We start from the raw sequence: 23,262 nt of genomic DNA, 5'->3' as shown, positions 1-23,262 counted from the left end.
GATGTCAAACCAAACCGAAACTGCGTCTATAAATTAATTTTTTATTAATTTTCATTGAGTTATTGTGTTTTTGAGCGATAGATTGCCGATCAGATGTATTAGATAAGCGTTGATAAACGGTGTAGCCAACAGATCGTCGAGTCTGTTAGTGGCCTAAACCTGCTTTGGAACAGAGCTTGAATACACGCAGAGCAGAAGAGTTGCGCCCCGCCGACAGTCAGAGCAATCAGCGAAAGATCTTTCCTTCTCATCAGGTTATTGCGTCCTAGTGCTGCTTTTTTTAATAAACGCGGCACCCGCTATCGTTAAGAATTGTTTAGTAGAGGTAGTGTGAGCAGTGGGGTCTTAACAATGAAAACGAATCAAGGATCTGATAATGAAATATCCACTAACCCTGTTAGCTGCCGCTGTTGCTGCCACCGTTACCACAACCAGCTATGCGGCGCCGTTGCTGAGCGACCAAGCATTGCTCGTCGATAGCCCGGAACACTTGAGTGCCAATGCCTGGGTAGAAATCTCGCAATCGGCTTTTGAAGGGAACGTGCGCGGTGTTCTGGAATTATTGGGCGAAGAAGCGGAGCTTTGCGCCATTATGAAAGCCGATGCCTACGGTCACGGCATTGCTAATTTAATGCCTTCCGTGATCGCGTTAGGTATTCCTTGTATTGGTGTGGCAAGTAACGAAGAAGCGCGGGTTGTTCGGGCGTCTGGTTTCGATGGGCGTTTAATGCGCGTGCGCAGTGCGACACCAGAAGAAGTGCGCGGTGCCTTCGATTACGGCATGGAAGAGCTATTCGGGGATATAACAGCCGCCCGCCAAGCATCCAGCGATGCAGCTGAGGCGGGGGTAACACTGCGCTATCATTTGGGGCTGAATGCTGGCGGTATGGGGCGCAATGGCATGGCGCTTGATAGTGAAGCAGGACGCCAGGAAGCGTTAGAGCTTCAAGACTTAGCGTCGTTAGAGCTGGTGGGCATCATGACCCACTTTGCCTTTGAAGATGAAGATTTTGTTCGCCAGGGGCTGGAAGCGTTTCACGAACAAAGTGACTGGTTAATCGAGACGGCTAACCTGGATCGCGAGGCGCTAACGCTTCACGCCGCCAACTCATTTACCACCATGGAAGTGCCTGAAGCTCGCCTTGATATGGTACGCCCGGGTGGCTTGCTGTATGGCGATCTACCCCATTATGAGCAGTTCAAGCCGGTGATGTCGTTTCGCACGCGGGTTGCATCGGTCAACGATTACGCGCAAGGCAGTGGCGTTGGCTACGATAATGTCAGGGTGTTGGAGCGCGATAGTTTATTGGCGAACTTGCCTGTTGGCTATTCTGACGGCTACCGCCGTGTTTTCACAGACGCTGCCTTTGTACTGGTCAACGGTGAGCGTGTGCCGGTCATGGGTAAAGTGTCAATGAACACGACCATGGTAGACGTGACGGATGTCGAGGGAGTGGCAGCGGGTGATGAAGTGGTGCTTTACGGGCTCCAGGGTGACGAGCGAATTACCATTGGAGAACTTGAAGACCTCAATGGCGCGCTACTTGCCGACCTTTACACGGTATGGGGAAACTCCAACCCGAAGGTGTTGCGTCCAAGCGATAGCGATACAGGTAGTGATAGCGAGTAATTATTGCCAATAAAGGTAGTAATGTACTGTGTTTGCTGACGAAGCCACCCCGCTCAACTGAGCGGGGTGGTTTCGTTTTGGGGAAGGGTTATTGCTGTGAAAAGCAGGGGCTGCGCGTCATAGGATCATGGCGGCTATCCAGCCAAAGGCAATCAGCGGAATATTGTAGTGCAGGAAGGTCGGTACAACGCTGTCCCAGATATGGTCGTGCTGGCCGTCGGCATTGAGACCGGCGGTCGGGCCAAGCGTCGAATCGGAGGCCGGGGAGCCTGCATCGCCCAAGGCGGCTGCGGTGCCTACCAGCGCCACGGTGGCTAGCGGCGAAAAGCCAAAATTCAGCGCAAGGGGTACGTAAAGTGATGCGATGATTGGGATTGTTGAGAAGGAAGAGCCGATACCCATGGTAATGAAAAGGCCCACAAGCAGCATAATCAATGCCGCTAATCCCTTGTTATCACCAATTATCTCTGTAGAACTGCTGACCAGCGCTTCAACCTCGCCACTGGCCTGCATCACATTGGCGAAGCCCGCCGCGGTGATCATGATGAACCCAACCAAGGCCATCATACGCATGCCCTCGGTGAAGATACCGTCCTGTTCGTGCCAGCGGAAGACGCCGCTTAAAGAGAGCAGAGCAAAGCCAAAGATCCCACCCAGAACCATTGAGCCGGTGTAGAGCTGAACGGCCACGGTGCCAACCAGTGCTATTGCCAGTACCGCTTTTTGCCAACCTTTTAAATGCTGGGCCGCTTGTGCTGGGGTTTCATCACCCTTGGCCAGGTCTCGGTCTTGGTAGTTACGCCCTTTGCGATAGCTAAACAATACGGCTACGGCAAGGCCCAATGCCATGCCACCAATAGGAATCACCATTGCCATGGGGACCATCTGACGGGTGATCTCCAGTCCAAATTCGGCACCACTTTCATTGAGGTTGGTGAGCAAAATATCGTTCAGAAAGATAGCGCCAAACCCTACTGGTAACAGCATATAGGGGGCGGTAATGCCGAAGGTAATCACGCAGGCGACGAGACGGCGGTCGAGCTGGAGGTGATTCATTAGCTTCAGTAACGGCGGAACCAGCACAGGAATGAAAGCAATGTGTACCGGAATAAGGTTCTGAGAGCTGACCGCCGCGGCCAATAGGGCGGCCAGTAGGGTATAGGTCACCATGCGGCGACTACTGCCAGAATCATCAACATGAAAACGCGCAATGGCGCGGTTTGCCATTACTTCGGTGATACCCGAGCGTGAGAGTGCGACGGCGAAAGCGCCCAGCACGGCATAGGCCAGGGCCACAGTAGCGCCGTTGCCGAGACCGTCGTTAAAGGCATCAAGGATGGCATTGATCGGCATGCCCGCATAAAGCCCACCCACCAACGTTGCGACGATTAAGGCAAAGACAACGGAAACGCGAGCCAAGCTGAGGCTGACCATCACTAAAATGGCCAAAACGATAGCATTCATGAATAGCTACTCTTGTCGTTGGAATTGAATGCGAGAGTTTCCCGCCACCCCTCGTAGCGGGAAAACGAGTGTCATTTAACGTTGGCTTGGCAGGGTGCCAGGCCGAATAAGCGGGCTCAAAGCTCTGCTTGCCAACAGCTCGCTTGCGGCTTCAATGTCTGGCGCAAAGAAGCGGTCCTGTTCGTAGTGGGTGACATGTTCACGCAGCAACTGCTTGGCTTGTTCCAGCGGTGCAGTGGTGGTTAAGCCGTGGCGCATATCCAGCCCCTGGCAGGCGCCGAGCCATTCAATGGCGAGAATGCCACGCACGTTATCGGCCATTTCCCATAAGCGTTTGCCAGCCGCTGGGGCCATGGAAACATGGTCTTCCTGATTGGCTGAAGTGGGCAGGCTATCCACACTGTGCGGGTGCGCTAGGGCTTTATTTTCACTGGCAAGCGCGGCTGCAGTTACCTGGGCGATCATAAACCCAGAGTTGACGCCGCCTTTCTCGACCAGGAAGGGCGGCAACTGGGACATGTGTTTGTCCATCATCAGCGAGATGCGTCGTTCCGCTAGTGAGCCAATTTCGGCAATCGCCAAGGCTAAGTTATCAGCCGTCATGGCCACCGGCTCGGCATGGAAGTTGCCGCCGGAGATGATGTCGTCGGTATCTTCAAACCCTCTGTCAGTAAAAACTAAGGGGTTGTCGGATACCGCGTTGATTTCTACGGCCAGTATGTCGGCAACATGGCGAATTTGGGTAAGCGCAGCGCCCATCACCTGCGGCTGGCAGCGCAAAGAGTAAGGGTCTTGCACTTTATCGCAGTTGGCGTGGGAGTTGCCGATGTCGCTGCTCTCGCCGAGTAAATGTCGGTAGGCCGCCGCCGCATCGATCTGGCCACGTTGGCCACGTACTTCATGAATGCGCGCATCGAACGGTGAGCGCGACCCTAGGGTGGCTTCAACTGTCAGTGAGCCGCAAACCGTGGCGGCAGCATAGAGGTCTTCGGCATCGAACAGGCCGCGTAGCGCGTAAGCCGTTGACACCTGGGTGCCATTGAGCAGCGCGAGACCCTCTTTCGGAGCTAGTGCAATCGGGCTAAGACCGGCGACTTTTAGCGCTTCTTCGGCACTGAGCCACTCGCCTTTGTAGCGTGCTTTGCCTTCACCAATCAGTACCACACTCATATGGGCCAGCGGCGCGAGATCACCTGACGCACCCACAGAACCTTTGAGCGGAATATGCGGATACACTTCGGCGTTGATCAATGCGATAAGGGCATCAAGCACTTCACGACGAATACCGGAAAAGCCGCGTGCCAGGCTGTTAACCTTAAGCACCATGATCAGCCGCACAAGGCTGTCATCCATCGCAGCGCCCACGCCGGTGGCATGAGAAAGCACTAACGAACGCTGCAGTGCTTCCAGGTCTTCATCAGCGATACGCGTTTGAGCAAGCAGCCCGAACCCGGTGTTAATACCGTAGACCGTGCGGTTTTCCTCAACTACCCGATTGACGCAATCGACGCTTTTTTGGATCGCCTCGTCGGCACTGTTAGGCAGGCTAACCGTGACGGGGGATTGAAAGACCTGGCGCGCCTGCGCCAGTGTCATTTTGCCGGGCTGAATATCGAGATGGGTCATCATGAGTGCTCCTTGAAGTCGTTGAATTAGTTCTTCAGCATCGGCAAATCGAGGCCGTTTTCACGGGCAGATTGTTTGGCAATGTCGTAGCCTGCATCGGCATGGCGCATAACGCCAGTGCCCGGGTCGTTGCGCAGCACGCGGCCAAGTCGTGCGTGGGCATCATCGGTGCCGTCGGCGACGATAACCACCCCAGAGTGTTGGGAATAGCCCATGCCGACACCACCACCGTGATGTAGCGAGACCCAGGTCGCGCCACCGGCGGTGTTAAGAAGGGCATTCAGCAGCGGCCAGTCGGAGACCGCGTCGGAGCCATCCATCATCGCCTCGGTTTCGCGGTTGGGGCTTGCCACGGAGCCGGAGTCCAGGTGGTCACGGCCAATCACGACGGGTGCTTTAAGCTCGCCGTTTTTGACCATCTCGTTGAAGGCTTGGCCAAGACGCGCACGATCTTTCAGGCCGACCCAGCAGATACGTGCCGGAAGGCCTTGGAAGCTGATGCGCTCGCGGGCCATATCCAGCCAGTTGTGCAGGTGCGGGTCGTCAGGGATCAGTTCTTTGACTTTTTGATCGGTTTTGTAAATGTCTTCCGGGTCGCCTGATAGCGCGGCCCAGCGGAAGGGGCCAATTCCCTGGCAGAATAAGGGGCGAATATAGGCGGGTACAAAACCAGGGAAGTCGAAAGCATTTTCAACGCCTTCTTCTTGAGCCATTTGGCGAATATTGTTGCCGTAATCGAAAGTGGGCACGCCCATTTTCTGGAAGTCGAGCATGGCTTGTACATGCACGGCCATCGACTGCTTGGCCGCTTTTACGGTGGCTTGTGGTTCGGATTTGCCACGTGCCACGTACTCTTCCCAGGTCCAGCCTGCAGGCAAGTAGCCGTGTAGCGGGTCGTGGGCACTGGTTTGGTCAGTCACCATGTCGGGCTTAACGCCACGCTTGACCAGTTCGGGTAATACATCCGCGGCATTCGCACACAGGCCAATCGAGACGGCTTTGCCTTCGGCAGTGTAGCGTTCGATACGCGCTAACGCATCGTCGAGATCGTCTGCTTGCTCATCTAAATAGCGCGTGCGCAGGCGGAAGTCGATGCTGGTTTGCTGACACTCGATATTCAGCGAGCAGGCGCCGGCCAGGGTAGCGGCGAGCGGTTGAGCGCCTCCCATGCCACCCAGGCCTGCAGTGAGAACCCAGCGACCTGTCAGGTTGCCGTCGAAGTGTTGGCGGCCTGCTTCCACAAAGGTTTCGTAGGTGCCTTGGACAATGCCTTGAGAGCCGATGTAAATCCATGAGCCTGCAGTCATCTGGCCGTACATCATTAGGCCTTTGCGATCCAACTCGTTGAAGTGTTCCCAGTTGGCCCAGGCGGGGACCAGGTTGGAGTTGGCAATAAGTACCCGCGGGGCATCTTTATGGGTTTCAAATACGCCTACTGGCTTGCCAGATTGCACCAACAAGGTTTGCGTATCTTCCAGGCGCTGCAGAGTCTCAACGATTTTGTCGTAGCACTCCCAATCACGCGCAGCGCGGCCAATGCCGCCGTACACCACCAAGTCCTCGGGGCGTTCAGCCACGTCAGGGTGGAGGTTGTTCATTAGCATGCGCAGCGGTGCTTCAGTCAGCCAGCTTTTGCAGCTGAGTTGGCTACCGGTGGGAGCAGCAATCTTACGGGAAGCGTCGTGACGTTTATCGTTTGGTAACATGATTTGGTTCCTCTGATTTGGCGGTTTTTTGTTAGTTGATTCGTTAATGCAAGGCGCTAGGTGTCGAGCGCTAACTGAAAGACAATCCGTGCTGCCGTGCGGGCAGTACGGCTATCGATATCGTGATCGGGGTTTAGCTCGGCGAGATCGGCTAAGCGCAGCTTGCCGCTGTCGCGGATGGTCTCAATCAGCGGTTCAATCAGCGCGAGTGAGACGCCGCGAGCGGCGGGGGCACTGACGCCAGGGGCTTCCCCTGCGGGCAGTACATCCAGATCGATGGTCAGATAGAGGTGATCGCAACGCACCATGAAGCGCTCCAGGTCGCGCCGAATGCACTCAAGGTGGGCCGGTTGAAATTCCCGGTCTTCACGAACCATGACGCCGAGTTCTGCTGCGCGACTAAACAGCGCGCGCGTGTTTGCAGCGCGGCTTACGCCTAAGCAGGCGTAGCGAAACGGCCAGCCGCGCTTGGCGCATTCATCAGCAATTTGCGTAAAGGGGGTGCCCGAAGAGCGCACATGAGAGGGATCGCGCAGATCGAAGTGGGCATCAAAATTGATAATGCCGATGCGTGGTGCTTTTTCACCGTTATCAGCGAGATGCTGGGCAAGCCCCAGCCAACTGCCGTAGGCCACCTCATGGCCGCCACCTAGCACAACGGGAAAGTGTTCAGCCTTAATTAACGCTGCTAATCGATCAGCGAGGGCTTGTTGGGCGGTTTCTAGGGCATCGCCTTCGCAGCGTACATTTCCCGCATCATAGGCCGGGCCTGTGCGGTGCCACGCCAGCGGTGCCAGCGCTTTACGCAGCGCCGAAAGGCCTTGCGCGGCACCGGTACGTCCCTGGTTTCTGGCTACACCTGCATCGCTTTCAAAACCTAATAAAGCACAGCCCGGCGCTGCCGTTGGGCTGAGCGGTTGGATCTTTTGATGCCAGCGCTCACTGTTGGGTTCAGGGTCTGTTCGGCCCGTCCAGAGTGACATGTCGAGTTCAGTGGCAGTGGCTTCACTGTTAATGGCCATGGGTAAGCACTCCCTGGAACATGCGCTGACGAAGGCGTCCTGGTTGTACGGCGTAAGCGAGCTCGGCGGGTGCATCGATATCCCATACACAGAGGTCGGCTTCTGCACCTTCGTGGATGCGCCCTTTGCCCGATAGGCCTAGCGCAGTTGCCCCATGAGTGGTCATGCCCGCCAGTGCCTCTTGGGGAGTCAGGCGGAACAGCGTGCAGGCTAGGTTGAGCATTAGCGTGGGCATAAACAGTGGGGAGCTGCCGGGGTTGGCGTCGGTTGCCACCGCCATCGGGACGCCCGCGGTGCGCAGCGCCGCAATCGGCGGTTGTTGCGTTTCACGGAGGGTATGGAAAGCACCTGGCAGGATTACTGCCACACTACCGGCCTCACGCATGGCAGCGATGCCAGTGTCATCCAGGTACTCAATGTGGTCAGCAGATAGTGCTCCGTGGCGCGCGGCCATGGCCGTTCCGCCCAGGTTAGAGAGCTGTTCGGCGTGTGCCTTTATGGGTAGGCCGTGGGCCTCGGCGGCTGCAAACACTCGCTCGCACTGTTCCACCGAGAAAGCGATTTTTTCGCAGAACACATCAACGGCATCAGCCAGGCCTTCAGCCACTGCTGCGGGGATCATTTCCTGGCAGACAAGATCGATATAGCCGTCGCTGTCATCTTTGTATTCTGGGGGGAGGGCATGGGCGCCCAACAGCGTCGTGACGACGTTGACTGGCAGCATCTTGCCGAGACGGCGCGCGACACGCAGCATCTTGAGTTCATCTTTGACAGTAAGCCCGTAGCCAGACTTAATCTCCACGGTGGTAATGCCGTCGGCAATCAGTGCTTCAAGGCGCGGTTTAGCGAGCCTTAGCAGCTCATCTTCGCTAGCCTCACGCGTGGCACGAACGGTACTGAGAATGCCGCCACCGCGTTTAGCAATCTCTTCATAGCTAGCCCCTTCAAGCCGCGCTTCAAACTCTTCAGCCCGAGAACCGCCAAATACAAGGTGGGTGTGGCAATCCACAAGACCAGGGGTCATCACACCGCCACTGCCCATCTCTGTGCAGTTATTGGCGAGTTGCTCGTCGAACTCACTCATGGGCGACAAGGTGATGATGTGTGCCCCTTCGGTAATAACGGCCATGCGGTCGGGCAATGTCCGCAAGCCATCGAAGACGCTGATATCGCGCCAGAGGCGACGATCCGTTGCATTCGGCATGAGGAGCTCCTTTCAAAGGCGATGTGCAAAAATTTATTTTCAAATCTTAATGTATATACAATTAAGGTCAATATGAGCCGATTCGTCAAGCTGCTTGTTACAAAATAGAGGGAAGGGTGAAATGCATGAAAAGATGAGGTTTTGTTGTTTTTGGTATTTTAAACAGTTTGTTATGTGTTTTTTGATGTTAATGAAGACTGTTTTTAGTCTGATTCATTAGACTAATGTCTATTTATATTGGCTGGTGGTGCTCTTCAATTGGTGTGTATATGTATATACATTAAGTGTTGAAGATACGTGGAAGGCTCTCTAAACGCTGTTACATAACAAGAGGCATGCTCATGCTCCCTCCCAATACTACAACCCGTCAGCGGCCCAGCGCCGCGCTGATCCTCAAACTGTTTTTGCCAAGTGCGCTGGGGATTTTGATTTTCTTCGTGCCTGTCGAAATTGGCGGTCGCAGCACTATATTGCTCGATCATATGGTGACCGGTGCCCGGAGCTGGCTAGGAGATGCAGGTGGCTTCTATGCGCTGGCACTGATTGCCGCTGGGGCTGCGTACCCGTTGATTCGAGGCTACTGGAATCGAAACGTTACCGAGCGCATTTTTACCGCACTAAAATTGCTCGGGGTAATGGCTGCCCTGATGGCGCTGACTGGCTGGGGGCCTGCCTTTCTGCATGAGCCAGATATGCTGCCTTTCCTGTTTGAGAAGCTGGTGATTCCCGTTGGTTTGATCGTTCCTATTGGCGCGATTTTCCTGGCCTTGTTGATCAGCTATGGGTTGCTTGAGCTTATTGGCGTGCTGGTTCAACCCGTAATGCGGCCCATTTGGCGAACGCCAGGACGCTCGGCAATCGATGCGGTCGCTTCATTCGTGGGCAGTTACTCTATCGGATTATTGATTACCAACCGGGTGTATCAGGCGGGGCAGTATTCCGCGCGGGAAGCGGCCATTATCGCCACGGGTTTTTCGACTGTCTCGGCGACGTTCATGATTATTGTGGCGCGCACGCTGGATTTAATGGCGGTGTGGAACGCCTATTTTTGGCTAACGTTATTGATCACGTTTATCGTCACGGCTGTCACCGTTCGTTTGCCGCCCTTATCGCGTATAGATGATAGTGCTGAAGACGGGGAACCTACGGCGGTAGCAGGCAAACGCTTGCTAACGGCATGGCATACCGGGTTGGAAGTGGCCGCCCGCGCACCGGCGTTGCATAAAAGTGTCGCAATTAACTTTAAAGAAGGGCTAGTGATGGCGATTAGCATTCTGCCTTCGATCATGTCGGTGGGTTTGCTAGGCTTGCTTGCGGCTAAATACACGCCGCTATTTGAGTGGCTGGGTTGGTTGTTTTACCCCTTTGTGGCCGTGTGGGGCATTGCTGATGCGGCTGCGCTTGCCCAGGCATCCGCTGCTGGCCTTGCCGAAATGTTTTTACCGGCACTGTTAATGGCAGAAGCGGACTTTGTTTCGCGTTTTGCTGCAGGCGTTGTATCAGTATCCGCTGTGCTGTTCTTCTCAGCCTCAATTCCTTGCATTCTTTCTACGAGCATTCCGCTTTCTGTAGGGCGCATGGTGGTGGTGTGGTTTATTCGCGTTGCATTAAGCTTGATGCTCGCCGTACCCACCGGGTATTTGGTACAAGCGCTTATTAGCTAGGTCTTTACCAGCTAAGTTTTTACCATCTAAGTCTTTATGACGCTTGGCGATGCACCGAGGAGCGCAGCTTGTAGCGGTCGCCTGGATGCAGTAAACGGGCATAGCTGATGAGCTGCTCGCCTGACCACGTGCGTCGTACCATACTCAGGCAGGGGGTTGCGGTATCAATAGCAAGCCAATCGGCAGTTTGCTGGTCGACAAGCACAGCTTCAACAGTGTGCTCTACGTCAGTAATCGGGCAGGCCGCTACCAATACTTCATTGGGTGTGTGCAGTGAGAAGTCGCTGGTTAAGTAGTTGGGTACCCAGCGAGGGTTAACATAACGGTTTTCAAGCTGAATAGGTGTGTCGTCTTCCAAATGCACCAGCAGCGTTTGAAACACGCGGCTACCCAAGCGAACGCCTAGCCGCAAAGCGACTTCGTCATCCGCTTCAATGGCTTCACATACCAGTACGTGATTACTGTAATGGTGCCCCCTGAAGCGCACTTCATCGGCAATGTTGTAGACCTCGACCAGCGACGACTCTGCCTTGCGATCTGTCACGAAGGTACCTAACCCAGGCTGGCGTGTAAGGTAGCCTTTTTGGACGAGATCACGAATCGCTTTATTAGCCGTCATTCGGCTTACCCCAAAATCTCGGGCAAGCTGCTCTTCGGGAGGGATCTGGTGGTGTGCTTGCCAGGCACCGCCCTGGATTTTTTCTAACAGGTGCTGCTGTATTTGCAGATAAAGTGGAGGAGCGCTGGTCATGAAGTGCCTTTCAAATGAATCTAATGTCTAACCATCTCCAGTGTACCTTGTGCAAAGGCCCAGGGCATCCTGTTGCTGGTTGGGCGTGTATTATGTACGAGGATTCATTGGCGTTGCCTGATTCGCTTAGTAATCGTCAGCATCGATAAGAAAGCGCTTATTTTAGGAGTTATTTTGCGCCTTAACTATTCTGGATCACTGCCAGAGCGCGTTGGTTTTTTATTATTACCGCGCTTTTCAATGATGGCATTTTTTTCTGCGGTAGAGCCGTTACGAATAGCCAATCGGATCAGCGGCCAAACGCTGTTTGAGTGGACGCTATTTAGTCGTGATGGTGAGCCTGTCACCGCAAGCAATGGTATGACGCTATTAGTCGATCAGTCGATGGGCGAGGGTCTCGACCTGCCATCGTTGGCGGTGTGTAGCGGCTTTGAGCCTGAAGATCATTTAAGCCGAGCGCTCATTTCATGGCTGCATCGGCTTGATCAAGCCGGATGTGCCCTGGGGGGGTTGGACACCGGAGGCTTTATATTAGCCGCCGCTCAGTTATTGAAGGGAGAGCGAATCACCTTGCACTGGGAGAGCTTGCCGGTATTCCGTGAGCGTTTTCCAACGATTGAAACAACCGACGAGTTATTTGAGATCGGGGAGCGACGTTTTTCCTGTGCGGGGGGAGCCGCAGCCATGGACATGGCCTTAGCAGTGATCGCCAGGCGTCACGGAACCAAGCTGGCGGTTGATGTTTCCGAGCAGCTTATTCACGAGCGTTTACGTAGCCGTAGCGATCAGCAGCGAATGTCGCTAGCTCAGCGTTTAGGCACCCACAATCGGCGTTTGGTCGAGGCCGTTGCACTGATGGAGAGGCATCTAGAAGAGCCTCTTCCATTGGCTGATATTGCCCACCGGAGTGGTGTGTCATCTCGCCAGTTACAGCGGCTTTTTGAACAGCACTTGAATGTATCTCCTCGCCAGTGGTATCAGCAACTTCGCTTACGCCGTGCCCAGCGGTTGTTGACGGAGACCGATATGAGCGTACTTGCCATAGGTGTGGCCTGCGGCTTTACTTCTAGTTCGAGCTTTGCCCGTGCGTTCCGTGCACACTATGGCCGCTCACCGATTGAAGCGCGCCAACAAGCAGATAGTTGAGTGTTCTCGGAGTGACTGTCGCTTTGTGTTTAAGTAATGTCGCTTTGTGTCGTTCCTGCTGCGGCTTAGCAGGCAAACTGATGTCGTATATCGATAAAAGAGGACATTACAATGAAGAACGCACACGGTGGTTTAAAGAGTATTTACACGCTTGGCGCCGCAGGACTGGCAGCGCTTGCGATTGCTGGTCCTGCCGCCGCTGAACTTGACGAAGTAAGTTTGGGCGTCCCCCCTTGGCCAGGTGTCACCGTGAAATCTGAAGTGGCAGCGCAACTGATGGAAGCGATGGGCTATCAAACAAGTCAGCGTGATTTGGCCGTAAGCGTTATTCTTGAGGGGCTAGCGCGTAACGATGTGGATGTTTATCTAGGGGGCTGGTACCCGGTGCAAACCGATATGGTTGAGCCACTGGTTGCTGATAATAAAATTGAAAAGCTGGTCTCCAATATCCAGGGGGCGAACTCTGGCCTGGTGGTTCCTCAGTACGTTTACGATGCCGGTGTGACATCGGTGGCCGACCTGGACGCCTACCGTGACCGTTTCGACGGTGATATTCAGGGCATCGAGGCGGGCACCGGGATTAACACGGCCATTCTGGCAGCTATTGATAATGATATTGCAGGCTTAGGAGACTGGCGTCTGCGTGAAAGCTCCACCGCCGCTATGTTGGCGCAGGCAGAGCAAAAGATGGCGGATGAAGAGTGGGTGACCTTTGTTGGTTGGGAGCCCCATTGGATGAACGTCAGTTTCGACATAGCTTATCTGGATGATGCCGATGAGGCGGGCATTGCCCAAATTGAGAGCACTGTTTGGACTATCGTTCCGGCCAATATGGCCGAAGATGATCCCCAGCTGCATCGTTTTCTTTCACAGTATGTAGTGGATATTGAGGATCAAAACGCGTGGGTGCATGACTACAGCTATGAGGATCGTCCCGCCAACGAGGTAGCGTCTGAGTGGATTAGCGCTAATTTAGACACGGTAGAGACATGGCTGGATGGCGTGACGACTAAAGATGGGCAGCCAGCGATACAGGCGGTACGTTCGACTTACCAGTAACCAATATTTCGTGTTAACCGTTTGTTAAGCGCTTGGCAAAAATCTTGCCAAGCGCTTTGCATTTCAGGCAGGTTCGCGTGGGCATGTAATGCCGCATGAACCATGTTTTTTGCACAGCGATAGCCTACCGGCATACCGTTGTTCCTCCAGTCCGCAATGGCTTTTTCGAGCGGTGCGGTCAAAGGGTCGTGCTCAACTGAAAGAACCTCAATCTGCGTTTCCGGTGGAAGTGTATCGAAGTGGTTCCCAATCCACGGGCAGTAGGGAATGAGTGACAAGACATCATGTCGGCTAAGTAACGGCGCATCGGCCCCCAGCGTTTGCTGGTTTAGTTTGCCGACCGGCGGATAGATAAGTCCTAGGGGCACGCAACGGTGCAGTAAGGGCGCTAAATCTATGGCTATGCGACCGCCAGCGCTGTCACCTACTACTGCGATGGGCTTTATAACCTCAGCGACCTTGAGGCAGTCTTCTAGCATGTTGTGGTAGCCCGCCTCCGGCGCTAAGCGATAGCTGACACTGATAACGTGGCGCTTTAGCTGCTCTGCAAGGCTTGCTGCAACGCCATGATGGCTGTCGATAGACCCCAGGGTAAATCCCCCCCCGTGAATGTATAGCACTTGGCCAGACTCAGCGGATGCAGGGATAAAGTGTCGGAGGGCTACGCTTTCCCAGGTTTCGTCAGTGATTGTCATGCCTGACGGATTAGGCGGCGCAAACGTTTGACATAATTGATCGTAGCGCTGTCGTGCTACTGCAGGAGAGCCATTTTCGATATCTTTTAAGCCCGCATCGAAGCGGGTTATAAAAGCGTTTATGTCCATTAGCGGCTCCACCAGTCAGTCGTTACTGCGTTGGTTTGATGCTGTCTCTCACTGACAGTCAGGCGCTGCCGTTAAGCACGCCTGATGTCATCGGGATGGTTAGATCAGCGTCTTTTGCGTCGTGCATCGAGCGTCTCGCGGAATAGCGAAAGTAGTACACCTGCGGTCATCACGAGTACAACAACACTTAGCGGTAAGGCAGCAGCAATAAGCGCTGTTTGCAGTGCGTTCAGGCCTCCGGCAACCAACAACACTGCCGCCACCAAACCAATCACCACGCCCCAGAACACTCGGAAGCGTTTAGGCGGTTCATTGTCACCTAATGATAAAATGGTGGTCAGCACTAACGTGCCGGAGTCTGAAGAGGTGACAAACCAGCTCATTAGCAGAAATACCATCATGGCGGAGAGTATCCAGCCAAACGTGCCGCTGCCGACAATGCCATCAGCCGTGGCAAACAGTGCTGAGGGTAGGTTCCAAGCGTTAACCAGCTCAATAATACCGGCGCTACCTGGGCCATTCGTTGCATATAACTCCTGATACATGGCGTTGCCGCCAAAGATGATCAGCCAAACAAAAATGATCAGGGTAGGTACTAACAGAACGCCCAATACAAACTCGCGTAACGTACGTCCTTTAGAAATTCGGGCGATGAAAAGACCGACAAAGGGAGCCCAGGCTAGCCACCAGCCCCAGTAGAAGATTGTCCAACCCTGTTGCCAAGCGGCGGTTCCTTCCTCATCAGCGTACCAAAGTCCCATGGGAATAAAATTGATAGCGTAGTCGAGCATGGTTTCGCCGAACGCCATGATGAGCCACAGCGTGGGGCCTGCAATTAGGAAAATGCTCACGACCACTAGGGACACCCAGATATTCATCTCGGAGATAAGACGAATACCGCCGCGTACGCCGGATACGGCTGAGAGTATTGAGATAACTGAAATACCCGCGATAAGTATTAACTGGGTATTTAGTCCTGGGTCGACACCTATTAGCCGTTCTAAGCCAACGGCCATTTGGCTAACCCCAAGCCCTAGCGAAGTAGCGACGCCAAAGACGCAGCCGAGCACCCCAAGGATATCAAACAGGTGGCCGATAGGGCCGAAGATGCGTTCGCCTATAAAGGGGTAAAGCGCCGAGCGCAGTGCTAGCGGCAACCCTTTTCGATAAGCAAAATACGCCAGCGACATACCGACAATCACATAGATGGCCCAGCCGTGAAGGCCCCAGTGAAAAACGGTAACGCGTAACGCATCGATAGCGCGCTCGTGACCGATGGCGGCGGCACCGGCCATATCGGCATGGGGGTTGTTGGGGTAGCCAAACGCACCGGTATCGTCAAGATAAAAGATTGGCTCAGCGACGCCAAAAAACAGGATGCCAATGCCGATACCTGCTGAGAAGAGCATCGAGAACCACGCAAAGTTACTGAACTCTGGGCGGCTGTCGTCAGCGCCAAGCCTTACGCTTCCATAGCGACTGAAGACAATGAAGGCGCAGACCGCTAGTAGCAGCATCACGGTAATCAGATAATAACCGCTAAACGTGCTCTCAATCCAGGCGCGTGTTGCTCCGAACACGCTGCCAGCTGTATCTGAGCCAAGCCCGGTGAAAAGTACGAAGAGCAGCACTAGGCCGCTAGCACTTAGCGTCATTCCCTTGTGCATGCCTTGGAAGAAACCGCCTTGGGCGAGCTCTGTCACCATGTAGTCTGTACTGAGTTCGGCCTTGGGTGAGTTGTTATGCGAAGGCGGCGTGGATCGATGAGGGAGAGTTGGCGTAGCGATATGCTTGTCCTCTTGGGCCGGACGTCGGGCCGGCAATCCCGGTCAACCGTCCGTGCTGGCGGACGGTTCTCATTATTTTTAGTTTTGCTTTGCTATGTGGTTTTGCTATTCCGTTTTGCTATTCCGTTTTGCCGTGTCGTTATCGCCGTATGGCAATTGTGCGGTTAGCCAGCTCTGGCCATGTTGATGGCGCTGCTAAAGGTAACGCAGAGATGACTTCCTCAACGGGGGATGGGAAAGGCGCAGGGCGAGCGGTATCGATATCAATGCCCATCAGCATCTGCTCGCTGGTGGCTAGCAGGTTGCCTGCTTCATCATTCAGCTTGAAAAAGACATGCAGGCGCTTGTTATCGCGATCCAGCAGGGTCAGCTCCACGCCGAGTGGCTGTCCTTCATGGGCCTCGCGGCGATAACAAAGATGCGTCTCAAGGGTGTAAATGGTATAGCCATGGCGGGCACGACCGGAGGTGTCCAGGCCGATATGTTCCATGAGTGCTTCTACCGCAAGTGAGAATACTCGGGCATATTCGGCGTCGTTCATATGGCCGTTGTAGTCGACCCACTCCGAGGCAACGCGGCTTTGTAAAATAATCATTAAATACGTCCTTCCAAGCCTTCGGCTTCAGGCCAATATTTTTGTACTAAGCCGAGCAGTTCTACCAGAAAGTCATCACGGCGGCGATCCAGCTCGGCCACTGAGCGACCAGCGGCTTGATGCTCGCAGCCTTCTACCACGCGATCAATAAGCTCGTTGGTAAGCTCGGGAGCTTCAAGCTTTGTCCACGGTAGTTTTAACGCCGGACCGAACTGTTCAAGCATGTGGCGCATCCCCGATTCACCACCAGCCAAATGAAAAGTGAGAAAGGTGCCCATTAATGGCCAACGCAAGCCACAGCCGTAGACGACGGCGGCATCTATCTCTTCGGTTGTCGCCACGCCATCATTGACTAGGTGGAGCGCCTCACGCCAGAGCGCTTCCATCAGGCGGTCAGCAATATGCCCCTCAATTTCTCGGCGCACGACCAGTGGGCGCATGGCGAGTGCTTGGTATCGCGCATGAGCACGCTCTAACTCGTCAGGCGTGGTGGCTTCTCCGCCAACGAGCTCCACTAGCGGTAGCAGATAGACCGGGTTAAAGGGGTGAGCCACGATAACTCGCCCAGGAGCATTGTGGCAGTCTTGCTGCAAGTCGCTGGGTTTAAAGCCAGATGTGGAAGAGCCGATAATGACGTGCTTTTCCGCAGCTGAATCCAGCGCCGCAAGCATTTCGCGCTTAAGCTCAAGTCGCTCAGGTACGTTTTCCTGAATTAAGTCAGCGCCAATAACCGCCTCTTCTACACTATCGACGAACCGTAAGCGTTTTGGGTTAGCGCTTTCTGCCAAGCCAAGACGCTGTAAAGAGGGCCAGGCATTGTCAATAAAGGCACGCGTGCGATCGGTTGCATTGGGGTCTGGGTCAAAGGCCACGACATCCCAGCCTTGTGCCAAGGCGCGAGCAATCCAGCCATTGCCAATGACGCCGGTTCCTATCACGCTAAGTTGGCGGCTCATACGTCACCTCCCGCGCTGATATTCCCGGTGTGTGGATCGCGTAGGGACAGGTGAGCGCGTGTCTCTGCAGGTGTCATCACTCGGCCACCAAGGTTGTCGATGACAGTGGCGGCTTTCTCAACTAATTGCCCATTAGTCGCCATTACGCCCTTTTTAAGATAAAGATTATCTTCAAGACCGACGCGGGCATGGCCGCCTAGTAGAACCGCCTGAGCCACCATGGGCATCTGATGTCGACCGATGCCGAAAGCTGCCCACTGAGCGTTTTCTGGCAGTTTATTGCGCATGGTCAACATCGTTTCAGTATCGGCTTCAGCGCCCCAGGGAATGCCCAAGCAGAGTTGATAAAGAGGATCGCCATCGATCAGCCCTTCCTGCTGTAGCTGGCGTGCGAACCAAACGTGGCCCAGGTCGAAACATTCAAGCTCTGGTTTGACGCCAGCAGCTTGCACCAGGCGGGCGTGCTCGCGTAGCCAGTCGGCAGGGTTTACGTAGACCATATCGCCAAAGTTGAGGCTGCCGCAGTCTAGGGTGCAGAGTTCGGGCAAAAGCTCACCGACTGGCTCATGGCGTTGGGCGGGCGTTTGAATGTCCGTGCCGGGGCCACCGCGGGTGGGATCCTGAGCGTCAGGAATCCAATCTCCGCCTCCACCGGCGGTAATGTTCATGACGATATCCACCTCGGCCTCGCGCACACGCTGCATCACCTCACGAAAATGCTCGAGAGAGTGGCTGATGCCGCCGGTTTTAGGGTCACGTACATGAATATGGGCCACGCTGGCACCGGCTTTTGCGGCGGTAATACAGTCGTTCGCGATCTGTTCGGGCGTGATAGGAACATTGGGGTTCTTGCTTGTGGTGTCACCTGCGCCGGTGACAGCACAGGTCAAAATAACGTTGCGGTTCATTGGCCGCTCCTTGACAGTAGCGATGGAAAACGTACTTAAGTATGGCGAGATAGCGAGATAGCGATTGTCATTAAGCGACGCTAGATGCGCATAAAGCGTCGTTGTTAATTAAACGGAGTTAATGCGATGCAACTTAAGGACTACCAGAAGTACGACGCCACCGGTCTTGCTGAACTCATTCGCCGCCGAGACGTCAGCCAGACTGAGGTATTCGACGCGGCGGTGACTGCGATTGAAACGCTTAACCCATCTCTTCATGCGGTGGTTAGAACGCGCTTCGACAAAGCGAAACACGAGCGTGACCAAGTGTCGGCAAACTCGATATTTGCTGGTGTCCCAACGTTAAGTAAAGATCTATTGATGGCATTAGCGGGTGAGCCGCTGGCATTCGGAAGTTCATCATTATCAGCGTGGTGTCCTAAGCAAGATTCGCTGCTTATTCAGCGTGTGCGGATGGCAGGGTTAGTGGTGGTGGGGCAAACGGCCACGCCGGAATTAGGACTAATGGGGATTACAGAACCTAAGGCATTTCCCCACCCGCAAAACCCATCTCGAAAGGGCTATTCCCCAGGCGGCTCAAGCGGAGGTGCAGCAGCGGCGGTCGCTAGCGGAATGGTGCCTATTGCGCTGGCAGGCGATGGTGGTGGTTCTATCCGCATTCCTGCCAGTTATTGTGGTTTGTTCGGTTTTAAACCTTCTCGCGGGCGGGTGCCGTTAGCGCCTGCCCACGGTGAAGTCTGGCAGGGCGCGGTGGTCGAGCACGCCATCACCCGTAGCGTGCGCGATAGTGCAGCGTTGCTAGAACAGATTAACGGCATGGCACCTTCTGGCCCTTACCCAGTGCCGCGGGAAACGGGCTATGTGGATGCCTTATCAGCCTCCACTAAGCCGCTACGCATCGCCGTGTCGCAGGGTGATTTTTTAAGTTACGGACTGGATACCCAATTAAGTGCAGATGTGAAAATAGCGGTTGAGAAGGCCGCAAAGGCACTGGCCGATATGGGACACGAGGTGGAGTGGTGTGATCCACCGGTTGATGGTGATGCCTTGGCCGATAGTTATCTGACGCTCTACCTTGGCCATTTAGCCGCTGACCTTCAGTGGATAAGCCAGCAAACCGGTGTGCCGGTGCATCGGTTAGCCATTGAGCCGTCTACCCGCGCCGTTGGTAGGCTGGGCGCTAAGCTTTCGGCAAAAGATTACGAGCTAGCAAAGCGCTATTGGCACGAGGCTGCCGAGCAGATGAGCCAGTTTCACCAGCGTTATGATGCTCTGGTGTTGCCGGTAGCCGCGGATACTGCTCCCAAAATAGGCGAGCTTTATCCCTCTGCGGCTCGCGAGCGATTAATGTCTCTGTTAGTGGTTCCTGGTGCATCAGCGCTGGCACTGAAAGCGGGGGTGTTAAAGCACCTGGCGGTGGATGCGCTTAGCCGTACCCCGTTTACGCAATTGGCGAATCTTACCGGCCAGCCTGCTATGTCGGTACCTTTCCATGTAGCGGCCAATGGGTTGCCCGTTGGGGTGCAAGTGGTAGGGCGCCTGGGTGAGGATAAGCAACTGCTACAGCTGGCGGCAGATATGGAGCGACATGGTGATTGGCAGTGTCGTGTAGGCCAACATTAAGGTTCGGTGTGTGGTGGTCAATGGCGCATACAGCAACTGTATAGCGTAAAAAGCAGATTGTTTTCTCAAGGATTATAGGTAAATGCATACAACGACGTTAGCGATGGATAAAGGCGGTGTGGAGCTGGGGCCGAATCTTTTGTCAGGCGTCAGCTTGCCCGCTGCGGTGGTGCATGAAGGCCCGCTGGCGCATAACATCACGTGGATGCAGCGATTCGCTGACGCTCATGGTGCTTACTTGGCACCCCATGGCAAAACGACCATGGCCTCTGCGCTTTTTCAGCGTCAGCTGCAGGCGGGGGCGTGGGGCATTACTTTGGCAACCGCGCCCCAGTGTCGTGCTGCCTACGCTAACGGCGTGACCCGATTGATCATGGCGAATCAGTTGGTCGGCCAAGCTAATATGGCCATCATCGCTAGCCTGCTTGAGCAGGGTGTGACGTTTTACTGTGTGGTCGATAGCCAGGATAACGTACGTCAGCTTGGGCGTTTCTTTGCCGAGCGAGGATTGACGCTAACGGTGCTCATTGAGGTAGGGGTGCCCGGAGGACGTTGTGGCTGTCGCAGCAAACAGCAGATTCTCTCGCTCGCGGAAGCCATTGCTAATGAATCCGCGCTCTCACTGGTGGGGCTAGAGGGCTATGAAGGTGTGATGCATGGCGATAACCCGGAGCCCCGTGTTCGTGACTATGCCAAGCAGTTGGTGGACGTGGCGGTAGAGCTTGAGGCCGCTGGACGTTTCTCAGAGGAAAATCCTATGGTCACCGCATCGGGTTCTGCCTGGTATGACGTGATTGCAGAAGCCTTTGATAGCGCACCGCTTCAAGGGCGATTTACCCCCGTGTTACGCCCCGGTTGCTATATCGTCCATGATCATGGCCTTTATCGTGACGCGCAATCTGCGGTGTTAAAACGTCGGCCAGATCTGCAGCAGGGGCTTGAACCAGCCTTGGAAGTTTTTGCTCAAGTGCAGTCGCTGCCTGAACCTGGGCTTGCTATTGTGGCGCTCGGCAAACGCGATATTGGCCACGACCAGTTCCCCATTGCTCTACGCCGTTATCGAGAGGGAAGTGAGGCCTCGCACCTTTTGTCAGTCGCTGGCTGGGAAGTGACGAAGCTTATGGATCAGCATACCTTCGTGCGCCTTCCTGAAGCATCTCAGGATGTTGAGGTCGGTGATATCATCGCTTTTGGTGCCTCCCATCCCTGTTTAACCTTTGATAAGTGGCGCCAGCTGCTGCTGGTAGACGACGAGTTAAACGTGAAAGAGCATTTGGCCACCTACTTTTAAATGTGGCTCGAACGGTAGGCGACTAGGCAAGCCTTCTGCTCTCAGGCAGGTTAAACTACGCGACTTTGAGTCAACGCTTGGCGCCATGCATGCATCCCCTTGATACATCAACAAGTCATATTTCAAACAGCCATATTGCAAAAGGCTATGAGCTAACCCAAGCGGGAGATCGTTATTTCGATGGCTTGGTCGATAAGTTCTCCCGTTCGCTTTATCAAGCGCCCCGTGGCGAGCTGCGACTGGCGATGCTGGATTATTTGCTGCCGCAAATGCTGCGCCTGACGGCACAGCCAGTGCTTGATGTTGGTGGTGGTTTAGGACAACTATCGGGGTGGTTTGCTGAGCGCGGGCACGCGGTCACCATGGCAGAGCCTTCCCAGGATATGTTGGCCCATGCAAATGCATGGCATGACGAGCGACGTGCTGCAGGTGCTTGGCCACCAGAACAGCTTCGCTATCTTGCCGCGCCGCTTCAGTCGCTGCCGCAGCAAGCGCCTGGGCCTTGGCCGCTCATCACCTGTCACGCTGTGCTTGAGTGGTTAGGAGAGCCTGAGCAGGCCGTGCAAACGCTGGCTAGTCTGCTTGCCCCTGGCGGGCAGTTAAGTTTGATGGTGTTTAACCGCGATGCGTTGCGCTTTTCCAACGTCATCAAAGGTAACTTAAAAAAAGCGCTTAGCGACCAGCTTGAGGGTAAAGGTAAGCGACAGCGGTTAACGCCTATCTCACCGGTCACCCACGACGAAGTGTGCCAGTGGGCAGCGAATAACGGCCTGCTCATGGATTCCGTTGCCGGGATACGAATTTTTCAGGATTATTTACGCCATCCCTCTGCAGAGGAGAGTGATCAGGCAACGCTGCTGGCGCTCGAAAAGCAGTATTGCCGCCAAGATCCTCACTGGCGGCTAGGACGCTATTTACTTTATACCTTCACCAAACCCGAGGCTTATGTATGAGCGCGCAACTGCCGGCTTGCCAACTTCTTGAACGTTTCTATGGCCAATCGGCTAACTTATGGCCTGTTGCGCCGCCTGCTGATGCCTGGTTGCAAGCCCATTCTACGGCAATGATAAGTGGGGATGTGGCGCTGCGTGAACACTGGGCATCCGGCGGTACAGCAGCCGCTAGCCCGTTTGATGCCCCCTTTATTCAGCAGGCTGGGCAGGTGGTGCTGTTTTGGCCGAAGGCTCATCAACTGGGAATCTGGTGGCTAACATGGCTATGTCACGTGTTGCCTGAAAATACTCCGCTTGATGTTGTCGGTGAGCATCAGGGAGGCATCAAGCGCGTGCCTAAGATATTGAGTGAGTTGGGCATGCGCTGCGATAAGCTTGATAACGCTCGTCGTTGCTCGTTGTTTGCTACGCGCACGGTAGCGATGGGGCAGCCAGATAATGCGTGGCAAACCTTTGAAGCGCTGGATTTAAAACTGGTGAGTCATCCTGGCGTCTTTGGTCACGGCAAGGTTGATGAAGGCACGCGTTTAATGCTCGAAAGCATAGCGACTAGCTTGCCCAAAAAGCCGCTCAACGTGCTGGATGTGGGCTGTGGCGACGGCATTATTAGTGCTTGGCTTGCAGCGCGAGGCCATCAGGTCACCGCTGTGGATGTCAGTGCGTTTGCAGTGGAAGCGTGCCGCCGAACGCTAGCAGCCAACCAGCTTAGTGGTCGGGTGCTTGAGAGCGACGTTTATTCAGCGCTTGAAGGTCAGCAGTTTGATCTGATAGTGAGTAACCCTCCGTTTCACCAGGAACGAGAGATTACCTATAGCCCTAGCGCACGCCTTATTTCAGAAGCGCCCAATCATTTATCGGCCAAGGGGCAGCTTGTGTTAGTGGCGAATGCCTTTCTTCCATACCCTGATGTGCTGGAAAGCACCTTCGGTGGTTTTGAGACCTTGGCAGATAATCGGCGCTTTAAAGTGTATCGAGCCGCTAAATAGCAAGCGCCACTGCTGAGACGACTATTTGCGTCTATGCTGCCAATAGTAAGCCGCGTTTCGGCTTTAC

Annotated in this window: 19 protein-coding genes; 8 read left to right on the top strand and 11 right to left on the bottom strand. The window is 54.6% G+C overall.

The genetic code is table 11. From position 1 onward, the window contains the following. Nucleotides 1-376 precede the first annotated feature (376 nt). Entirely contained in the window at nucleotides 377-1,630 is a 1,254-nt protein-coding gene (gene alr / locus K7H08_RS03105; RefSeq protein ID WP_231657155.1) for an alanine racemase, read from the top strand. Nucleotides 1,631-1,747: 117 nt separating this feature from the next. Here the strand turns inward: alr and K7H08_RS03100 are convergent, their stop codons facing one another. From K7H08_RS03100 to hutI, 5 genes are all read right to left on the bottom strand, one after another. Beyond that, a complete protein-coding gene (locus K7H08_RS03100) occupies nucleotides 1,748-3,094 on the bottom strand; it encodes a Na+/H+ antiporter family protein (protein ID WP_231657154.1) in 1,347 nt (448 codons plus the stop codon). A gap of 75 nt (nucleotides 3,095-3,169) precedes the next feature. Beyond that, nucleotides 3,170-4,720, bottom strand: a complete 1,551-nt coding sequence (gene hutH / locus K7H08_RS03095) for a histidine ammonia-lyase (protein ID WP_231657229.1) — start codon at nucleotides 4,718-4,720, stop codon at nucleotides 3,170-3,172. Between the two features lie 26 nt (nucleotides 4,721-4,746). Further along, entirely contained in the window at nucleotides 4,747-6,426 is a 1,680-nt protein-coding gene (gene hutU, locus K7H08_RS03090; RefSeq protein ID WP_231657153.1) for a urocanate hydratase, read from the bottom strand. 56 nt (nucleotides 6,427-6,482) lie between these two features. Continuing rightward, nucleotides 6,483-7,448 (bottom strand): formimidoylglutamase, encoded by a 966-nt coding sequence (gene hutG / locus K7H08_RS03085; RefSeq protein WP_231657152.1) that lies wholly within the window; start codon nucleotides 7,446-7,448, stop codon nucleotides 6,483-6,485. Then, nucleotides 7,438-8,652: an imidazolonepropionase gene (gene hutI / locus K7H08_RS03080; RefSeq protein ID WP_231657151.1), complete on the bottom strand. Its 1,215-nt coding sequence runs from the start codon at nucleotides 8,650-8,652 to the stop codon at nucleotides 7,438-7,440. Before hutI ends, hutG begins: the two co-directional genes overlap by 11 nt. Before the next feature lie 341 nt (nucleotides 8,653-8,993). Here hutI and K7H08_RS03075 point away from each other — a divergent pair, with 341 nt between their 5' ends. Further along, nucleotides 8,994-10,316 (top strand): YjiH family protein, encoded by a 1,323-nt coding sequence (locus K7H08_RS03075; protein WP_231657150.1) that lies wholly within the window; start codon nucleotides 8,994-8,996, stop codon nucleotides 10,314-10,316. 34 nt (nucleotides 10,317-10,350) lie between these two features. Here the strand turns inward: K7H08_RS03075 and hutC are convergent, their stop codons facing one another. Next, nucleotides 10,351-11,067: a histidine utilization repressor gene (gene hutC, locus K7H08_RS03070; protein ID WP_038485798.1), complete on the bottom strand. Its 717-nt coding sequence runs from the start codon at nucleotides 11,065-11,067 to the stop codon at nucleotides 10,351-10,353. Between the two features lie 174 nt (nucleotides 11,068-11,241). On the opposite strand from hutC, the gene K7H08_RS03065 reads away from it, so the two are divergent. After that, nucleotides 11,242-12,213 carry a GlxA family transcriptional regulator gene (locus K7H08_RS03065; protein ID WP_120386726.1) on the top strand — a complete coding sequence of 324 codons (972 nt, stop codon included), beginning with the start codon at nucleotides 11,242-11,244 and terminating at the stop codon, nucleotides 12,211-12,213. 111 nt (nucleotides 12,214-12,324) lie between these two features. Further along, nucleotides 12,325-13,272, top strand: a complete 948-nt coding sequence (locus K7H08_RS03060; RefSeq protein ID WP_038485792.1) for an ABC transporter substrate-binding protein — start codon at nucleotides 12,325-12,327, stop codon at nucleotides 13,270-13,272. Here the strand turns inward: K7H08_RS03060 and K7H08_RS03055 are convergent. The 5 genes from K7H08_RS03055 to K7H08_RS03035 all read right to left on the bottom strand — a co-directional run bounded on the left by K7H08_RS03055 (nucleotide 13,263) and on the right by K7H08_RS03035 (nucleotide 18,342). Further along, entirely contained in the window at nucleotides 13,263-14,096 is an 834-nt protein-coding gene (locus K7H08_RS03055) for an alpha/beta hydrolase (protein ID WP_095603235.1), read from the bottom strand. The genes K7H08_RS03060 and K7H08_RS03055 overlap by 10 nt on opposite strands. A gap of 104 nt (nucleotides 14,097-14,200) precedes the next feature. Beyond that, complete coding sequence (locus tag K7H08_RS03050) at nucleotides 14,201-15,802, bottom strand: BCCT family transporter (protein WP_038485786.1); 1,602 nt, start codon at nucleotides 15,800-15,802, stop codon at nucleotides 14,201-14,203. Between the two features lie 220 nt (nucleotides 15,803-16,022). Then, nucleotides 16,023-16,478 (bottom strand): thioesterase family protein, encoded by a 456-nt coding sequence (locus K7H08_RS03045; protein ID WP_231657149.1) that lies wholly within the window; start codon nucleotides 16,476-16,478, stop codon nucleotides 16,023-16,025. After that, nucleotides 16,478-17,434, bottom strand: a complete 957-nt coding sequence (locus tag K7H08_RS03040; protein ID WP_038485780.1) for an L-carnitine dehydrogenase — start codon at nucleotides 17,432-17,434, stop codon at nucleotides 16,478-16,480. Before K7H08_RS03040 ends, K7H08_RS03045 begins: the two co-directional genes overlap by 1 nt. Then, complete coding sequence (locus K7H08_RS03035) at nucleotides 17,431-18,342, bottom strand: 3-keto-5-aminohexanoate cleavage protein (RefSeq protein WP_038485777.1); 912 nt, start codon at nucleotides 18,340-18,342, stop codon at nucleotides 17,431-17,433. The genes K7H08_RS03040 and K7H08_RS03035 overlap by 4 nt, the downstream gene beginning before the upstream one ends. Nucleotides 18,343-18,468: 126 nt before the next feature. Here K7H08_RS03035 and K7H08_RS03030 point away from each other — a divergent pair, with 126 nt between their 5' ends. The 4 genes from K7H08_RS03030 to K7H08_RS03015 all read left to right on the top strand — a co-directional run bounded on the left by K7H08_RS03030 (nucleotide 18,469) and on the right by K7H08_RS03015 (nucleotide 23,195). Next, nucleotides 18,469-19,965 carry an amidase gene (locus K7H08_RS03030; RefSeq protein WP_231657148.1) on the top strand — a complete coding sequence of 499 codons (1,497 nt, stop codon included), beginning with the start codon at nucleotides 18,469-18,471 and terminating at the stop codon, nucleotides 19,963-19,965. Between the two features lie 82 nt (nucleotides 19,966-20,047). After that, nucleotides 20,048-21,256, top strand: coding sequence for an amino acid deaminase (locus K7H08_RS03025; RefSeq protein ID WP_231657147.1), 1,209 nt, complete (start codon nucleotides 20,048-20,050; stop codon nucleotides 21,254-21,256). Nucleotides 21,257-21,345: 89 nt separating this feature from the next. Then, complete coding sequence (locus K7H08_RS03020) at nucleotides 21,346-22,209, top strand: methyltransferase domain-containing protein (RefSeq protein ID WP_120386732.1); 864 nt, start codon at nucleotides 21,346-21,348, stop codon at nucleotides 22,207-22,209. Then, nucleotides 22,206-23,195 (top strand): methyltransferase, encoded by a 990-nt coding sequence (locus tag K7H08_RS03015; protein ID WP_231657146.1) that lies wholly within the window; start codon nucleotides 22,206-22,208, stop codon nucleotides 23,193-23,195. The genes K7H08_RS03020 and K7H08_RS03015 overlap by 4 nt, the downstream gene beginning before the upstream one ends. The last annotated feature ends 67 nt before the right edge of the window (nucleotides 23,196-23,262 follow it).

The organism is Halomonas sp. IOP_6 (genome assembly GCF_021151565.1).
Lineage (GTDB): Bacteria > Pseudomonadota > Gammaproteobacteria > Pseudomonadales > Halomonadaceae > Vreelandella > Vreelandella alkaliphila.
Note: the sequence above shows the minus strand (reverse complement) of the source record. Positions and strands in the feature narration are given on the sequence as shown.

What these genes read in the sequence shown, in the direction of transcription:
- alr (WP_231657155.1), top strand. Translation starts at nt 377, where the DNA reads ATGAAATATCCACTAACCCTGTTAGCTGCCGCTGTTGCTGCCACCGTT.
- K7H08_RS03100 (WP_231657154.1), bottom strand. Translation starts at nt 3,094, where the DNA reads ATGAATGCTATCGTTTTGGCCATTTTAGTGATGGTCAGCCTCAGCTTG.
- hutH (WP_231657229.1), bottom strand. Translation starts at nt 4,720, where the DNA reads ATGACCCATCTCGATATTCAGCCCGGCAAAATGACACTGGCGCAGGCG.
- hutU (WP_231657153.1), bottom strand. Translation starts at nt 6,426, where the DNA reads ATGTTACCAAACGATAAACGTCACGACGCTTCCCGTAAGATTGCTGCT.
- hutG (WP_231657152.1), bottom strand. Translation starts at nt 7,448, where the DNA reads ATGGCCATTAACAGTGAAGCCACTGCCACTGAACTCGACATGTCACTC.
- hutI (WP_231657151.1), bottom strand. Translation starts at nt 8,652, where the DNA reads ATGCCGAATGCAACGGATCGTCGCCTCTGGCGCGATATCAGCGTCTTC.
- K7H08_RS03075 (WP_231657150.1), top strand. Translation starts at nt 8,994, where the DNA reads ATGCTCCCTCCCAATACTACAACCCGTCAGCGGCCCAGCGCCGCGCTG.
- hutC (WP_038485798.1), bottom strand. Translation starts at nt 11,067, where the DNA reads ATGACCAGCGCTCCTCCACTTTATCTGCAAATACAGCAGCACCTGTTA.
- K7H08_RS03060 (WP_038485792.1), top strand. Translation starts at nt 12,325, where the DNA reads ATGAAGAACGCACACGGTGGTTTAAAGAGTATTTACACGCTTGGCGCC.
- K7H08_RS03055 (WP_095603235.1), bottom strand. Translation starts at nt 14,096, where the DNA reads ATGGACATAAACGCTTTTATAACCCGCTTCGATGCGGGCTTAAAAGAT.
- K7H08_RS03050 (WP_038485786.1), bottom strand. Translation starts at nt 15,802, where the DNA reads ATGGTGACAGAGCTCGCCCAAGGCGGTTTCTTCCAAGGCATGCACAAG.
- K7H08_RS03045 (WP_231657149.1), bottom strand. Translation starts at nt 16,478, where the DNA reads ATGATTATTTTACAAAGCCGCGTTGCCTCGGAGTGGGTCGACTACAAC.
- K7H08_RS03040 (WP_038485780.1), bottom strand. Translation starts at nt 17,434, where the DNA reads ATGAGCCGCCAACTTAGCGTGATAGGAACCGGCGTCATTGGCAATGGC.
- K7H08_RS03035 (WP_038485777.1), bottom strand. Translation starts at nt 18,342, where the DNA reads ATGAACCGCAACGTTATTTTGACCTGTGCTGTCACCGGCGCAGGTGAC.
- K7H08_RS03030 (WP_231657148.1), top strand. Translation starts at nt 18,469, where the DNA reads ATGCAACTTAAGGACTACCAGAAGTACGACGCCACCGGTCTTGCTGAA.
- K7H08_RS03025 (WP_231657147.1), top strand. Translation starts at nt 20,048, where the DNA reads ATGCATACAACGACGTTAGCGATGGATAAAGGCGGTGTGGAGCTGGGG.
- K7H08_RS03020 (WP_120386732.1), top strand. Translation starts at nt 21,346, where the DNA reads ATGCATCCCCTTGATACATCAACAAGTCATATTTCAAACAGCCATATT.
- K7H08_RS03015 (WP_231657146.1), top strand. Translation starts at nt 22,206, where the DNA reads ATGAGCGCGCAACTGCCGGCTTGCCAACTTCTTGAACGTTTCTATGGC.